Here is a 14,095-nt window from a genome sequence, read left to right on the forward strand (position 1 = left end):
AGCGCTTCATGAATAAATCCGAACTGATCGACGCGATCGCCGCAGAAGCCGATGTCCCGAAGGCCCAGGCCGGCCGCATGCTGGACGCCATGGTGACTGTGGTGGGCGATACGCTGGCCAAGGGTGACCAGGTCTCCCTGGTGGGCTTTGGCACCTTCCTCGTCCGCGAGCGCGAGGCCCGCACCGGCCGCAATCCGCGTACCGGCCAGTCCATCCAGATTGCCGCCTCCAAAACGCCTTCGTTCAAGGCTGGTAAAGCGCTCAAGGATCGCGTAAACTAGCGCGCTTTATCGGGTGCTTAGCTCAGCTGGTAGAGCGTCGCCCTTACAAGGCGAATGTCGGCGGTTCGAACCCGTCAGCACCCACCATGCAGCGCAAGCTGGCTGCATGAACAAAATCTGGAGCGGTAGTTCAGTTGGTTAGAATACCGGCCTGTCACGCCGGGGGTCGCGGGTTCGAGTCCCGTCCGCTCCGCCATCTCTGAGAAAGGCGCCTTCGGGCGCCTTTTTCTTTGCCTGTTCCCAGCCAAGCCCACGCCTCAGCCCCGTCCAGTGTCCCGGCGCGGGGCGGATTCGTGGTGTGAGGGACAGAGGGCTTCTCGGGGGGGCGTGGCGCGGTTTGAGTCCGGTGCGCGGACGGAGCGTCGTCGCTATGGGCAGCACAGGACAGGGCGAGAGTGGGGCGAACGCCGTGACGGCGGCTCTGACAGCGCTCAGGTGTCGCTAGATTCGGTACCGTCGATGGGCTGAGGGTAGTCCCCGTTCTGGCTCTCGCTGTCCGGGAGGGCGCCGGAGTCCGGCGCGTAGGCCTCGCCCTCGAGGCTCTGGCGCATGGCCTCCTCGGCCTCCTGGTTGAGGACGATGATCGAGATGCGCCGGTTGATGGCCGCCTCCGGGTCGTCGCGGTCGAACGGCACGCTGTCGGCCAGCCCGACGACCCGCGCGACCTGTTCCGCCTCGGCGCCCCCCGCGATCAGGGCGCGGCGTGCGGCATTGGCACGGTCGGCCGAGAGCTCCCAGTTGGAATAGTCCGGGCGCAGCAGGGGGCGGGCGTCGGTGTGGCCGGTGATCGAGATGCGATTCGGGACCTTGTTGATCAGGCTCGCCAGCTCGCGCAGGATCGCGTCGGCGTGCTCCTGCGGGGTGGAGCTGGCCGTGTCGAACATCGGCCGGTTTTCGCGATCGATGATCTGGATGCGCAGCCCCTCCGGGGTGATATCCAGGAGCAACTGGTCCTTGTAGGGCTCAAGCGCCTGACTCTGTTCAAGGGCCTCCTCCAGCGCCTCCTGGAGCGCCTCCAGGGCCTCCCGGTCCCGCGCCTCGGCCAGCTCGTCCAGGGTTTCTTCATCCACCCCCATCGGTGCCTCCATGGCCTCGGGGTCCTGGATCAGTTCGGGCAAGCCCTCGAAGTCGATCAGCGAGGGATCCACTCCGGTTCCGTCGCCGGGGGCCTGTCCGGGTGCAGCAGCGTCGCCGGCGAATACGGAGGGGTTCTGGAAGTATTCAGAGATGCCGGCGCGCTGCTCGTCGTCGAGGGCGACGAGCAGCCACATCACCAGGAAGAACCCCATCATCGCGAGGGTAAAATCAGCGAACGCGATCTTCCACGCACCAGTATGGTGGCCGCCCTTGACCACCTTCTTCTTGACGATGATCGGCTGGGTCTTGTCCTCGACGCCCATCGGGGTGATCAGGGGGCGGTCAGGCCCCCTTCACGTGCTCCTCAAGCTCGGTAAAGCTCGGACGCATGGCCCCTTCCATCGTCTTGCGGCCAAACTCGACCGCGACCTGCGGGCTGTAGCCCTGGACATTGGCCAGGATGCAGGCCTTGATGCACTGCAGGAATTTGGCTTCCTCCTGTGCACGGGCCTCGAGCGCCGTCGAGGTGGGGCCGGCAAAGCCGTAGGCCAGCAGAATCCCGAGGAATGAGCCGACCAGCGCGGCCGCAACGCTCGAGCCGATCTCCTCGATGGAGCCGTCGAGCCTTCCCATGGTCATCACGATCCCCAGCACCGCGGCGACGATCCCGAAGCCGGGCAGGGCCTCCGCGACGCGGTGTACGGCGTTGGCCGGCTTGTGCGACTCCTCGTGGTGGGTCTCGAGGTCCAGATCCATCAGGGCATCAAGCTCGTGAGGGTTCATGCTGCCGGAGATGATCAGGCGCATGTAGTCGGTAATGAACTCCATCGCGTGGTGGTCGGCCAGCACGCGAGGGTGGGCCTGGAAGAGCTCGCTGTTCTCCGGCTCCTCGATGTCGTTCTCCACCCCCATCAGCCCTTCCTTGCGGGCCTTGGTGAAGAGCTTGTACATCAGGGCCAGCAGGTCGAGATAGTCGTCGGACTTGTACTTGCTGCCCTTCATCAGGCTGGGGATGGACTTGAAGACCGTGATGACGACCCGAGGCGGGTTGGCGATCAGGAATGCCCCCAGCGCTGCACCCCCGATGATCCAGTATTCGTATGGCTGCCACATGACCCGAAGGTCGCCGCCATGAAAGTAGTATCCCCCGAAGACCGACGAGAATACGACGACGATGCCAAGAAAATACTTCACGAAACGGGAACCCCGAGATTGTCGATGGCGCGAAGGTGATGCGGGTCACGCTTTCGCAATTGATATAGTGACGGGCATAACGATAACGACTCCCCCGCGCGAGGTACAGCATGTCCCAGGATGAGGACGCGCCCTACAGCGGCCAGGCACGCCGCCTGGCTGGACTCGACTGGCCGATTCTGGAGGCCAGTGACGCAGCCTTCTCGCAACCCGATGCCCTGGTGCAGCGCCCTTTGCGGGAACTGGGTCAGTGGGCAGAGCGGGACCCCGGTCTCGCATTGCGACTCGTCCTGATCGCGAACGGCTCGCGTCGTGGCCTGCGTCAGGAGGTGCACTCGGTTCCCGATGCCATCGCCATGCTGGGCCTGCAGAAAGTCTGCGAGGAAGTCCGCACGGCTCCCCCGGTTGGCGAGGTGGTGAGCGAACCGCAGCGCTATCGGCAGGCGGCGGCCCAGTCACGGCTGGCCGCGATGATCGCGGCGGACGTTGCACAGCGTCGGCGCGACGCCGAGCCGGCAGAGGTGGGGCTGGCAGCCTTGCTGAACCAGCTCGGTTTGCTCGGCCTGCTGCTGGCGGGCGAGCCACGCCTGGGCCGGCTGCTCGCCATGCTGGAACTCAATGCGCTCCCGGACGAGGCCAGCTATACCGCGCTGGGCTATGCGACCGACGACCTGTCGCGTGCAATGACCGAGGCGATGGCGCTGCCCGAACTGGTTGTGGGAACGCAGCGCGCGGTCAACGCCGCGCATCCGCGCGCCTTCGAGGTCATGGTCGCCAGCGCGGTGGCCTGGCAGATCATGCGCGGCATGGACACGGTACGGGGCGATCGCGATCTGCGTCTGCTGGCGGGCCTGACCGGGGTCAACGAAAAGGTCGTCGCTGACCGGCTGTCGGAGATCATCGAGCGCTTCAATGAAGACGCCGACGTGTATCACATCGAGCGCCTGGACCCCGCGATACCCGGGTCGGTCTGGCTGCGGCCCCGGCACCGTACGCCGCTGGCGCTTTGCCCGCGCGCCGATGTGCTGGAGGAGGGGGTGGCTCGTCTGGGGCAGGACGCCAACCGTGTGTCGCGGCTGCGGCGCATGCTGCGGGTGATGCAGTTCGGCCTTGGCCTGAATCGAGTGGTCTTCGCGGTGCTGGCGCGCGACGGCGAATCGCTACGGGCCGAACACATGGTGGGCACGCTGCACGAACCCGAATTCAGTCACTTCGTGATTCAGCGCTCCGCCCTGGGTCCGCTGGAGGCCGTGCTGGAGGATGACGCGCCCACCTGGTGGGGGCGCCACTATGCGGGCGTGGCGCTGCCGGAGGCGATCCAGACCCTGACCGGAGGGGTCGATGCCTTCTATGCGCCGGTGCGGGATCAGGGGCAGGTGATCGGGATGGTGTATGCCGATCGCCGCAGTCGCCAGAATGCACTCGATGACCGCGCGTTCCAGGGTTTCTGCCGAGTCGTGCAGGCCGTCTCGATCGCCGGCTAGCCTTTCCAGCGGAGGCGCGCTGGTCCAGGTGTTTCGCGGCTTCATGGCCGTACCTCCCGGTGCCTCAAGCCTCGTCGGTCGTGGCCGTTACATCGGATGTAGCGTATGTGTTCGCGCGCGAAATGGCGCGGCGACCTGTCCGCCACATCCGCTCCATCCCGACACCGGAAAAAAGGACAACGTCCGTTATGCGCAAGAACCTTCCCGTTACTCAGACCGAGTATTCCCTGGAGGCCCACGGAGACCTGATCTCGGCCACCGACGAGAAGGGCCGGATCCGCTATGCCAACGATGACTTCGTGACGGTCAGTGGTTTCGACTGTGAGGAGCTGGAAGGATCGGCCCACAACATCGTGCGCCACCCGGACATGCCGGAGGCCGCCTACGCGAATATGTGGGAGACCCTGAAGGCGGACCAGCCCTGGATGGGTATCGTCAAGAATCGGCGCAAGAACGGTGACCACTACTGGGTGGACGCTTTTGTAACGCCCGCCTACGAGCATGGCCACAAGACCGGTTACGAGTCGGTGCGGGCCATCCCGGAACGCGAGCATGTCGCCCGCGCGGAGAAGGTCTATGCCGCGATCAACCGGGGGCGGACCTTTGCGCGGCGCTGGTACCACGGCCTCACCTGTCGTCTCGCGGGGACGTGGATTATCGGCTTCCTGCTGGCTCTGGCTGCCGTATTCCTCGCCCCTTCGCCGCAAGTCCTGGCCGGCCTGCTGGTGCTGATCTTTGTCGCCGGCGGCGTGGCGTCGCTGGTCTTCACCTCTGGTATTCGGCAGGCGGTCCATCGCGCCCGCGAGCAGTTCGACAACCCGGTGATGGAGGCGATCTATACCGGGCGGCGAGACGACAGTGCCTCCCTGGAGCTGATCCAGCACTTCAACGAGGCGAAACTGCGCACGGTACTGGGGCGGATCGAGGACAAGGCCGATGCCGTGGCCGGTGACGCCCAGGCGATGGCCAGCAGCGTCGACCAGACCGCCTCGGGTGTGGAACGTCAGCAAAACGAGATCGATCAGGTCGCCACCGCGATGAACGAGATGAGCTCGACCATCCAGGAGATGGCGGGCAATTCCGCGCGCGCGGCCGAGGCGGCCACTCACGCCGAGAAGGAGACCGGGGCCGGGCAGGAGGTCGTAAACGACACGGTCGCCGTGATCAACCGCATGGCGGCCGAGGTCGAATCCACCGCGGAGAAGCTGGGCAAGCTGGAGGCCAGCACCGAGGAGATCGACAAGATCCTGAGCGTGATCCGCGAGATTGCCGAGCAGACCAACCTGCTGGCGCTGAATGCCGCGATCGAGGCCGCCCGTGCGGGCGAGCACGGGCGGGGGTTCGCGGTGGTAGCCGACGAGGTGCGCTCGCTGTCGCAGCGCACCGACGAGTCCACGGTGACCATCCGCAACATGATCGAGAGCCTGCAGGCTGGCGCGCGCGAGGCGATGTCGGCGATGCGCGCCAGTCAGGAGCGGGCGGCCGACGGGGTGGAAAAGGCCCAGGCGGCCGGCGACTCGCTGACCACCATCCGCGAGGCCGTCGCCCAGATCACCGAGATGAATACCCAGATCGCCACGGCGGTCGAGGAACAAAGCGCGGTCTCCGAGGAGATCAACCGCAATGTGACCTCCATCCGCGATGTCGCCAGCGAAACCGGCTCGGTCTCGGTGCACGCACGCGACGCCAGCGCGCGCATGCAGACCGAGGCCGCCGAATTAAAAGCCCTGATCCAGCGTTTTGAACAAAAGGCCGTGTAGAAATTTTATTTACGGGGTTGCGAAGGTGAATGTACGCCACTACAATCGCCCCCATCTTGAGTAGCAGAGGTCTGTCAATGGACTGTTGTCGATGGATGCATGAGCGTCGGGCCGGTGGCCGGTACGAGCGTGCATATCGTTGCCAGCGGGGTCCCGCCACCCGGTAATGCGGTGGTGTCCCCCGGTGTCAGCGATATGCGTGACTCCGGGGGGTGACAGAACGCCTTCCCCCTAGCGTCCCTCGCGGGCGTTTCCCCAGCCCCCAAGCCCGTGCTGCGCCCGCCCTTGCGCGTGGCGCGCTGCCCCATGCCGTTCGATGATGTTCCGCCTCTGCCCTTAGGGAGACGTGTGATTAAATCAGCGTCTCCCTAGCCAGGGCCGATGCGTGTATTTCTGTGCGCGTAACGGAAGAAGCCTGAACCAGCAACCAGCAGGAGGTCGCCATGCCAGCGCCTGAAGACGACGACCCCGGGTCTAGATCCGGAATATCACTGCGGGGCAGTGAGAAAAGGAAAAGTGTGTTCGTCTCGCTGATGGGGGTTTTGTAAAAGACCGCCACCAGCGGTCACGGGATTCTTTTGTCTTTTGTAATGCCCCGCGTGCGTTTTTTATTTTTTTAAGCACAAGGAGCATTGCAATGAACGACAAGATTCTGGAAATGATTCATGCCGGTGACGTGGGTGCTGCCCGCGACGAGGTGATCCATCCGGTCCCGGCCATCACCGCCAACCGCCTGTCGGAACTGGACCCGCGTTCCCGCTTGGTAATCCTCGAGGGTGTGGACACCAATGAGCGTCGCGCCATCTTCCTGGCGATGGACGACGAAGAACAGGCGATCCTGTTCGAGCATATGCCCGAGCCGGAGGCCCGCGAGCTGGTGCAGGCCCTGCCGGCCTACACCCTGGCGCGGTCTCTGACGCTGGTTGGCAAGTCCCTGGCGGACGATCTCCTGGATGCCCTCCCCGGAGCGAAGCGCGACAAGGTGCGCGCCCTGTGGCGTCAGGACGAAGACACCGTGGCCCGTGTGATGCGTCGCCCGGTGTTCTGGGTGACCCCGGAAGAGACCGTCGGCGAGGTCACTGCCCGCCTGCGCGACGATCGCAATATGCCGGACGATATCGGGGCGGCGCTGCTGATTACCGATCGCGACCACCACTACCAGGGGCTGGTGCGCCTGGGCCGGATGTTCCGCGCGGAGTCCGGCCAGACGGTTGGGGATCTGATCGAATTGGAGGACTTCTACACCACGCCCGACGGCGACAAGGTCGAGGCCGCCCGCCTGCTGCAGCGCACGGATCTGCCGTATCTGCCGGTGGTGGATGCCGACGGCGTGCTGGTGGGGGTGCTGCGCATCGACGACGCGATGGACGTGCTCGAGGAAGACACCTCGGAGGACTTCTACAAGAAGGCCGGGATCGGCGACCTGCTGCACCAGAAGGATGTCGTGCGCTCGGAGAAGCTGACCTCCGGCGGGATCGGCTATGCGGTCAAGGTACGCATGGCCTTCCTGATGGTGACGCTGGCCGGCGGTCTGGCCGTGGGCGGGGTGATCGACTTCTTCGAGGACACGCTGGCGGCGGTGGTCGCGCTGGCCATCTTCATCCCTCTGGTGATGGATATGGGCGGCAACGTGGGTACGCAGTCGACCACGATCTTCGCCCGCGGGCTTGCCCTGGGGCATATCAATCTGGGGCGTTTCTTTCGCCACCACCTGGTGCGCGAGGGGGGCGTGGGCCTGGCGATGGGGGTGATCATGGCCGTGCTCGCCGGGACCATCGCCTACTTTTGGCAGGGTGCGCCGAATGATATCCCGCAGCTGGGATTCGTGGTCGGCACGGCGCTGTTTTTCTCGGTGTTCACCGCCTCGATCCTGGGCTTCCTGCTGCCCTGGGTACTGCTGAAGATCGGAGTGGACCATGCACCGGGCGCGGATCCGTTCATCACCACTATCAAGGATTTTACCGGTCTGGCTGTGTACTTCGGCATGGCTGCCTGGCTGCTGAGTGCGCACATGCCGGCCTGAATGCCGGGGAACCCGAGTCATGTTGCCGGAGACAGAATCCGGCAACACGCCTGCAAAGAACGATTGAGCAAAGAGGAATCGACATGAACCATCGCAACTTCCATCGCGGCGTGCTGGCCGCCACCGTGGCCGGAGTCTTCGCCTTCGGTGTGCCGGCCACTCAAGCCACCGAGGCCGAATTCAACATCGGCGTGTTCACCGACTACATCGACGACGGTGCCTCCAAATCCGACAACGACCCGGTGGTGCAGGGGGGCTTCGAGCTGGGCTTCCCCACCGGCGTGTTCACCGGTGTGCAGGCCTCCAGCCTTGGCAGTGGCCGTGGCACCGAGATCGTCCCGTTCGTCGGCTATGGCTTCGATGCCGGGCCGATCGGCATCGAGTTCGGCTACGAGTACTCCCACCACTCCAGTCTGAAGGACGAAGACGAGGGCGAGCTGTTCCTGGGCGCCGACTGGGGGCCGCTGTTCGCCGAGGTGGCGTATGTCGCGCACGCTGATGACCGTGACGCCGAGGGCAGCCGCGTGTGGTTCGCCGGCGCCGGGCACGAGGTCGCTCCACGCACCGAGCTCTTCGGCGGGGTGGGCTATGACGATCCGGCTGACGACAACGGTGCGAAGTTCTGGGAGCTGGGCGCGGCGCACGCGACCGACTTCGGCACTTTCTCGCTGACCTACGCCTCTCGCGACGAGAGCGGTGCGCAGCACCTGCTGGTGGGCGGTTACAGCGTTCACTTCTGATGCCCTGACGTGCGTTGCGTCTGCAGGGCCAGCCCGGACGCCGCCGCGCAGCGGTGATCCGGGATCTGTGGTCTAGGTTAAACGCCGGGGATCCCGGCCCTTCGCTTCGCTGCGGCCGGGATGAGGCCGTACGGGTGCCGCGTCAGGCGGTCTGGCCGTAGCGGCGTTCGATATAGGCCTCGACGCGGGCCTGGAATTCCTCGGCGATGCGTTCGCCCTTGAGCGTCACGGTCTTCTCGCCGTCCTCGTAGACCGGGGCCACCGGCTGCTCGCCGGTGCCGGGCAGGGAGATGCCGATGTTGGCGTGCTTGCTCTCGCCGGGGCCGTTGACCACGCAGCCCATCACCGCGACGGTCATCTCTTCCACACCCGGGTACTGCTGCTTCCAGCTGGGCATCTGCTGGCGGATGTAGGACTGGATGTCCTGCGCCAGGTGCTGGAAGTACTCGCTGGAGGTACGCCCGCAGCCGGGGCAGGCGACCACCGACGGCAGAAAGCTGCGCAGCCCCATGCTCTGCAGGATCTCCTGGGCCACCAGGACCTCCTGGGTACGGTCGCCGCCGGGTTCCGGGGTCAGCGAGATACGGATGGTGTCGCCGATCCCCTGCTGCAGCAGCACGGCCAGCGCGGCGGTGGAGGCGACGATGCCCTTCGCGCCCATGCCGGCCTCGGTCAGCCCGAGGTGCAGCGGGTAGTCGCAGCGCGCGGCCAGGTCCTGGTAGACGCTGATCAGCGGCTGCACGCCGCTGACCTTGGCCGAGAGGATGATGCGGTCATGCGGCAGGCCGATGCGCTCGGCCGCGGCCGCGCTCTCCAGTGCCGAGGCGATCAGCGCCTCCTGCATCACGGCCTCGGGTGCGGCCGGCTCGGCGCGCTGGCTGTTCTCGTCCATCATCCGCGCGAGCAGGGCCTGGTCCAGGCTGCCCCAGTTCACGCCGATGCGCACCGGCTTGTCGTAGCGGATCGCGGTCTCGATCATCGCGGCGTACTGGGCGTCCCGCTTGGAGCCGCGGCCGACATTGCCGGGATTGATGCGCAGCTTGGCCAGTGCCTCGGCGCACTCCGGGTACTTGGTCAGCAGCTTGTGCCCATTGAAGTGGAAGTCCCCGACCAGCGGCACGTCCAGCCCCATGGCCTCCAGCCGCTCGCGGATCTCCGGCACCGCCTTCGCCGCGTCCTCGGAATTCACCGTGATGCGCACGACCTCGGAGCCGGCGCGCGCCAGCTCCGCCACCTGCACGGCGGTGCGCAGGGCATCGGCGGTGTCGGTGTTGGTCATCGACTGCACCATCACCGGGGAATCGCCACCGACGGTGACGTGGCCGATGCGAACGGGGACGGTCTTGCGGCGGGCGGGGGTCGTGTTCATGTCGAGGGTGCGGGCGCGTCAATTCGGTGCGCGGAGTGTAACGCAGGCCCCGCCCGCTGCCGAGACGCCGCAGGCGCGACGGGGTTGCCGGGGGTGCAACGGGTGCCCGGGTTCACGGATTCAGGGCCGCCTTCCACGGCTGGAAGGTCTTGTCGATCGATTCGCGGCTGGCCGCGTGGCGTGCCTCGACATGCTCGGCGATGGACTGCTGCCAGGTTAGGCGGGTCTCGGTGTGCAGGGCGTGCAGGGCCTCGTGCAGGGCGGCCTCGAGATCCTCGCGGTGGCGCGCCTCGTCGATGCGTAGCAGCACCCAGTCGGTCCCGACCCAGGCCGCGCCGGCGGCCGCGATCCCGCAGCCGAGCGAGACCGGGCCGCTCCAGGCACAGACCCCCGCGCCCAGGGCCCCCGCGCGCCCGGCCCGGGTCAGTGCCGCGGCGCCACTGCGCGCGGCCTGGGCCGCCAGCCGGGCCTGCACCGCACGGGCGATCAGCGGGGTGGCCAGCCCGGTCCCGGCGGCGGCCGTGGCCGCCAGGCCCGCGCGCTGTTCCAGTCGGGCGAGATCCGCATCCATAGCGCGGGCCAGTTGCTGGGCCCGTTCGATGCGCGCGTGCTGTTCGATCGGGGACTGCAGGGCGGCCGGCGTGGCGGGTACGCGGGCGTCGGCCATCTCGCGCGTCAGGGCGATGCGCCAGGCATCCCGGACCTTGCGCTGATCCTCGTCCAGGCCCCATTGCGCCCGTTCGGCCAGCGCCTGCAGGGGGCCGTCCCAGAGGTCTTCCGGCAGGAGCCGGTCGCGCAGGGCCCGTGTGGCCGCGTCGTCTTCGGCCGTGCCCAGCCACTGGGCACCGCGGAGCAACAGGCGCTGATATTCCGCGCCCAGCGAGAAGTACCAGTCCGCGACCTCGGGCACGCGGTCGTGCAGGGTCTGGAAGTGCCGGTCCAGTTGGTGATCGATTCGGGTCTGCCACTGGCTTCGGACCTGCTCGTCTCCGGCCTCCAGCCACTCCAGCGAGAAGCGCTCCAGGCGGCTCAGTCGGTCGCGGTCGAGCCGATAGCGCTCGCCCTCGAACTCTAGTTCGACATGCGCCTGGTCATCCCACTGGCGTGCTTCGTGGAGATCGACCTGGGCCAGGAATGCGGCCGCCGCGAGGGCGGTCAGCGCGAACCAGACCAGAGTCCGCAGGAGCCTACGGTTGCGCGGGCTCATCGCCGGGATCGCGGGGCGGGAACAGACCATTGGCCAGCAGCAGGAAACCGACCGCCAGGAATGCCTGTTCGATCAGCAGAAGCGACCAGGCCACCAGCACCGGCAGTGGCTGGGCGCCGGGCGGCAGCCACTGCTGGCCGAGCCACAGGCGCAGCCCGTCCTGGGCCGCGGCCAGCTGCAGCCCCACTTCCAGTACGGCGCTGCGGGCCCCCTCGTGTTCCACCATGAACCAGATCACCTGTTCCAGTGAGGTGCCGGACAGATCCGGATACCAGCCACGCAGGGCCAGCACCAGCAAAGCCAGCGTCATCCCGACGCCGGTGATCCACAAGGCGCCGCGCCGGGCCAGCTCCGGGGCCAGCCGCGGATGCGCATGACCGGCGACCAGACGGGCCAAGGCGGCCTCCAGTACGACCAGTGCCAGCGCGCCCGCGACCAGGACCGCCCACACCGCCGGGGTCTGGATGCGGGCCAGCGCCAGCACCAGAAGCCCGCCCAGCAGGGCACCCACAAGCAGGTGACGCAGCGCCATCAACGGGCCCCCGCGCAGGCGTTCGCTCCACGGGCTGCCCGCATCCAGGTAGCCGCGCAGAAAGGCGGCTCGGCGCAGCCGGTGGCGGCGAAAGCCGCCGTAGCCGATCAGCAGGGTCGCCCCGATCCACAGGGCCAGGATCACCGCCTCGGGCGCCACGCGCAGGTTCAGGTGCAAAAGCCACAGGCCGATCAGCAGGAGCACCAGCGTGAACAGCTGGCGGGCGGCGGTGGCCGGCGCCCGGGTGGGCGCCGTGGCGGTGGGGACAGTGGCGGACATGCGGGGCTCCGCAAAGAATGTCTCCCGATGGTAGCAAGCGTCGGCATCGCGTGATGCAGGAAGAAGCCGTTCTGGTGCGATTCAGGCGGTCAGGGTATAACCGGGGCATGCCACACATCGCCGTCATCATTGTGCTTTGTCTGCTCGCCGCGCCGGTCGCGGCGGAGGACTGGCAGCTGCATGCCGTGTTCGGCAATCAGGTCGTGCTGTCGATCGACGGCGAGCGCGCCCTGGTCGGCGAGGGGGAGATCGGGCCGGGCGGGGTGCGGGTGCTGCGCATCTCCGGCAGTGGGGCGGTGGTCGAGCGCGACGGCGATCGCCGCGAACTGCAGGTAGAACGGCGCCCCCGCGGCGCCGGTGCCCCCCAGTCCGATCGGCGTGGCGCCGGGGTCACCGTACATCGGGATTCGGCGGGCGAGCACGCGGTTACCGGCGGGGTCAATGGCCAGGCGGTGACGTTCGTGATCGATCCCGAGGGCGAGTCGGTACTGCTGCGCGAGCGCGATGCCCGGCGCTCGGGCCTGGATCCCGACCGTGGGGAGTCGGTCCGGGTCGAACGCGCACGCGGGATAGTGACGGGGTACTCATTGCGCGTTGATCGCCTGCAGCTGGGGCATCTGGCCCGCGATGACGTGCCGGTGATCGTCCTTGCGGACGACGACCTGCCGCGGTCGCGGCTGGGCCAGGCGTTCCTGGACGCCTTCGAGGTCGAGTTCGACGGCGGGGCCTACACCATCCGGCCGTAAGCTCAAAAACTGTCGAATGGATTCGCGTTAGGATGCGCCAAACCATGACCTCTGGTCCCCTATGCCGCTGATCCGGCGTCACCCCGTCGATGCCCCCGCCCCGCGCCGCGAGATCTTCGGCTGGGCGATGTTCGACTTCGCCAACCAGGCCTACACGCTGCTGATCATCACCGTGATCTTCGGCGATCTGTTTACTCGCATTATCGTCGGCGACGGGCCCGACTACCGCCTGGGCAATTTCCTGTGGAGTTTTGCACTGGCGACCAGCTACGCGATGGTGGTGATCGCCGCACCGTTTGCCGGTGCGGTGATGGACGCCACAGCCTCGCGCAAGCGCTTCCTGATGGCCTCCTGGATGCTGACCGTGGTGACCACTGGCCTGCTGTACTTCGTCGAGCCGGGGCTGGTGATCTTCGGTATGGCGCTGATCATCGCCTCCAACTTCGGCTACGCGATCGGCGAGTCCTTTATCGCCAGCTTCCTGCCCAGCCTCGGGCCGCCGGAGAAGCTTGGCTGGATCTCGGGGCTTGGCTGGGGCATGGGGTATCTCGGCGGGCTGGTCGCCACCGCCTTCGCCCTGGGGCTCCTGGGCGAGGTCAGCGAGGGGAACTTCGAGCGCATCCGCTGGGTGGGGCCGTTCGCCGCGGCCTTCTTCCTGCTCTCGGCGATCCCGACCTTCCTGTTCCTGAAGGAGCGCGGCACACGCCGGCGCATGCGCCGACGGCTGCAGCTGGGGCTTGGCTGGCGCCGGGTGCGCGAGTCGCTGGTTACGCTGGGTCAGCGCCGCGAGCTGCGCGCGCTGTATGTGTCCATCTTCTTCATGATGGCCGGGATCTTCATCATCATTTCCTTCACGTTCATTTACGGCGCGCAGGTGATCGAGTGGGACGAGCCCGTGCGCATCGCGATGTTCGTGATCACTCAGATCACGGCGATCATCGGTGCGATCGGTTTTGGCTTCCTGATGGACCGGGTTGGCCCGGTGCGTATCTACCGCATCACCCTGGCGCTGTGGGCGCTGGCGGTGCTGGCAATCTTCGGTACCACGACCATCGCGCAGTGGTTGAGCGCGCTGCTTGGCCATCCGGTGGAGGCGCAGATGGTGTTTCTCGGGGTCGGCATCCTTGCCGGTCTTTGTCTGGGGTCCGCGCAGTCGGCCGGGCGCGCGCTGGTGGGCATGATGGTCCCGGTGCGCGAGGCCGGGCGCTGGTTCGGGTTCTGGGCCCTGTCGGCGCGCGCGGCCGCGATCTTTGGCCTCGCCGGGATCGGCCTGCTGCAGGCCTGGCTGGGCCTGGCCAACGCAATCCTGTTCTGTCTGTTCCTGTTCGTGGCCGCGCTGCTGGCCTCGATCCCGGTGCGTCTCCCGCAGCGCGCTCGGGCAACCCGGACGGCTTGAGTGGGCC

The 14,095-nt window shown here is 67.0% G+C and carries 12 protein-coding genes and 2 tRNA genes; 9 read left to right on the forward strand and 5 right to left on the reverse strand.

All coding sequences use genetic code 11. The features are described from left to right. Positions 1-8 precede the first annotated feature (8 nt). The 3 genes from G372_RS0108840 to G372_RS0108850 all read left to right on the forward strand — a co-directional run bounded on the left by G372_RS0108840 (position 9) and on the right by G372_RS0108850 (position 477). The gene (locus tag G372_RS0108840) at positions 9-281 is read left to right on the forward strand and encodes an HU family DNA-binding protein (protein WP_012981989.1); all 273 of its coding nucleotides are present in this window, start codon (positions 9-11) and stop codon (positions 279-281) included. An 11-nt stretch (positions 282-292) separates the two neighbouring features. Continuing rightward, positions 293-368: transfer RNA gene (locus G372_RS0108845), tRNA-Val, on the forward strand. A gap of 32 nt (positions 369-400) precedes the next feature. Further along, positions 401-477, forward strand: a tRNA-Asp gene (locus tag G372_RS0108850). A 235-nt stretch (positions 478-712) separates the two neighbouring features. Here G372_RS0108850 and motB read toward each other — a convergent pair. Beyond that, positions 713-1,681, reverse strand: a complete 969-nt coding sequence (motB, locus tag G372_RS0108855) for a flagellar motor protein MotB (protein WP_018864855.1) — start codon at positions 1,679-1,681, stop codon at positions 713-715. A gap of 19 nt (positions 1,682-1,700) precedes the next feature. Further along, entirely contained in the window at positions 1,701-2,552 is an 852-nt protein-coding gene (motA, locus tag G372_RS0108860) for a flagellar motor stator protein MotA (RefSeq protein ID WP_018864856.1), read from the reverse strand. Positions 2,553-2,662: 110 nt separating this feature from the next. On the opposite strand from motA, the gene G372_RS0108865 reads away from it, so the two are divergent. From G372_RS0108865 to G372_RS0108880, 4 genes are all read left to right on the forward strand, one after another. Continuing rightward, the gene (locus G372_RS0108865; RefSeq protein ID WP_018864857.1) at positions 2,663-4,036 is read left to right on the forward strand and encodes an HDOD domain-containing protein; all 1,374 of its coding nucleotides are present in this window, start codon (positions 2,663-2,665) and stop codon (positions 4,034-4,036) included. Positions 4,037-4,224: 188 nt separating this feature from the next. Next, a complete protein-coding gene (locus tag G372_RS0108870) occupies positions 4,225-5,796 on the forward strand; it encodes a methyl-accepting chemotaxis protein (protein WP_018864858.1) in 1,572 nt (523 codons plus the stop codon). Between the two features lie 637 nt (positions 5,797-6,433). Then, entirely contained in the window at positions 6,434-7,819 is a 1,386-nt protein-coding gene (mgtE, locus tag G372_RS0108875) for a magnesium transporter (protein WP_018864859.1), read from the forward strand. Positions 7,820-7,902: 83 nt separating this feature from the next. Beyond that, positions 7,903-8,559, forward strand: coding sequence for a TorF family putative porin (locus G372_RS0108880; protein ID WP_018864860.1), 657 nt, complete (start codon positions 7,903-7,905; stop codon positions 8,557-8,559). 142 nt (positions 8,560-8,701) lie between these two features. Here G372_RS0108880 and ispG read toward each other — a convergent pair whose 3' ends face one another. From ispG to G372_RS0108895, 3 genes are all read right to left on the reverse strand, one after another. Then, positions 8,702-9,928 carry a flavodoxin-dependent (E)-4-hydroxy-3-methylbut-2-enyl-diphosphate synthase gene (gene ispG / locus G372_RS0108885; RefSeq protein WP_018864861.1) on the reverse strand — a complete coding sequence of 409 codons (1,227 nt, stop codon included), beginning with the start codon at positions 9,926-9,928 and terminating at the stop codon, positions 8,702-8,704. Positions 9,929-10,040: 112 nt separating this feature from the next. After that, positions 10,041-11,135: a hypothetical protein gene (locus tag G372_RS0108890; RefSeq protein ID WP_019623658.1), complete on the reverse strand. Its 1,095-nt coding sequence runs from the start codon at positions 11,133-11,135 to the stop codon at positions 10,041-10,043. Continuing rightward, on the reverse strand, positions 11,116-11,946 hold the full coding sequence (locus G372_RS0108895; RefSeq protein WP_018864863.1) for a hypothetical protein: 831 nt from the start codon (positions 11,944-11,946) through the stop codon (positions 11,116-11,118). Before G372_RS0108895 ends, G372_RS0108890 begins: the two co-directional genes overlap by 20 nt. 107 nt (positions 11,947-12,053) lie before the next feature. Here G372_RS0108895 and G372_RS0108900 point away from each other — a divergent pair, with 107 nt between their 5' ends. Both G372_RS0108900 and G372_RS0108905 read left to right on the forward strand, forming a co-directional pair. Next, complete coding sequence (locus G372_RS0108900; protein WP_018864864.1) at positions 12,054-12,692, forward strand: retropepsin-like aspartic protease family protein; 639 nt, start codon at positions 12,054-12,056, stop codon at positions 12,690-12,692. Positions 12,693-12,753: 61 nt separating this feature from the next. Further along, positions 12,754-14,088, forward strand: a complete 1,335-nt coding sequence (locus G372_RS0108905; protein WP_018864865.1) for an MFS transporter — start codon at positions 12,754-12,756, stop codon at positions 14,086-14,088. The last annotated feature ends 7 nt before the right edge of the window (positions 14,089-14,095 follow it).

Origin of the sequence: Thioalkalivibrio thiocyanoxidans ARh2 (genome assembly GCF_000385215.1) — a bacterium.
Lineage (GTDB): Bacteria > Pseudomonadota > Gammaproteobacteria > Ectothiorhodospirales > Ectothiorhodospiraceae > Thioalkalivibrio > Thioalkalivibrio thiocyanoxidans.

Coding starts and splice junctions, on each gene's coding strand:
- G372_RS0108880 (WP_018864860.1), top strand. CDS start 7,903: ATGAACCATCGCAACTTCCATCGCGGCGTGCTGGCCGCCACCGTGGCC.
- G372_RS0108890 (WP_019623658.1), bottom strand. CDS start 11,135: ATGAGCCCGCGCAACCGTAGGCTCCTGCGGACTCTGGTCTGGTTCGCG.
- G372_RS0108900 (WP_018864864.1), top strand. CDS start 12,054: ATGCCACACATCGCCGTCATCATTGTGCTTTGTCTGCTCGCCGCGCCG.
- G372_RS0108870 (WP_018864858.1), top strand. CDS start 4,225: ATGCGCAAGAACCTTCCCGTTACTCAGACCGAGTATTCCCTGGAGGCC.
- motB (WP_018864855.1), bottom strand. CDS start 1,681: ATGGGCGTCGAGGACAAGACCCAGCCGATCATCGTCAAGAAGAAGGTG.
- G372_RS0108895 (WP_018864863.1), bottom strand. CDS start 11,946: ATGTCCGCCACTGTCCCCACCGCCACGGCGCCCACCCGGGCGCCGGCC.
- G372_RS0108840 (WP_012981989.1), top strand. CDS start 9: ATGAATAAATCCGAACTGATCGACGCGATCGCCGCAGAAGCCGATGTC.
- G372_RS0108865 (WP_018864857.1), top strand. CDS start 2,663: ATGTCCCAGGATGAGGACGCGCCCTACAGCGGCCAGGCACGCCGCCTG.
- G372_RS0108905 (WP_018864865.1), top strand. CDS start 12,754: ATGCCGCTGATCCGGCGTCACCCCGTCGATGCCCCCGCCCCGCGCCGC.
- mgtE (WP_018864859.1), top strand. CDS start 6,434: ATGAACGACAAGATTCTGGAAATGATTCATGCCGGTGACGTGGGTGCT.
- ispG (WP_018864861.1), bottom strand. CDS start 9,928: ATGAACACGACCCCCGCCCGCCGCAAGACCGTCCCCGTTCGCATCGGC.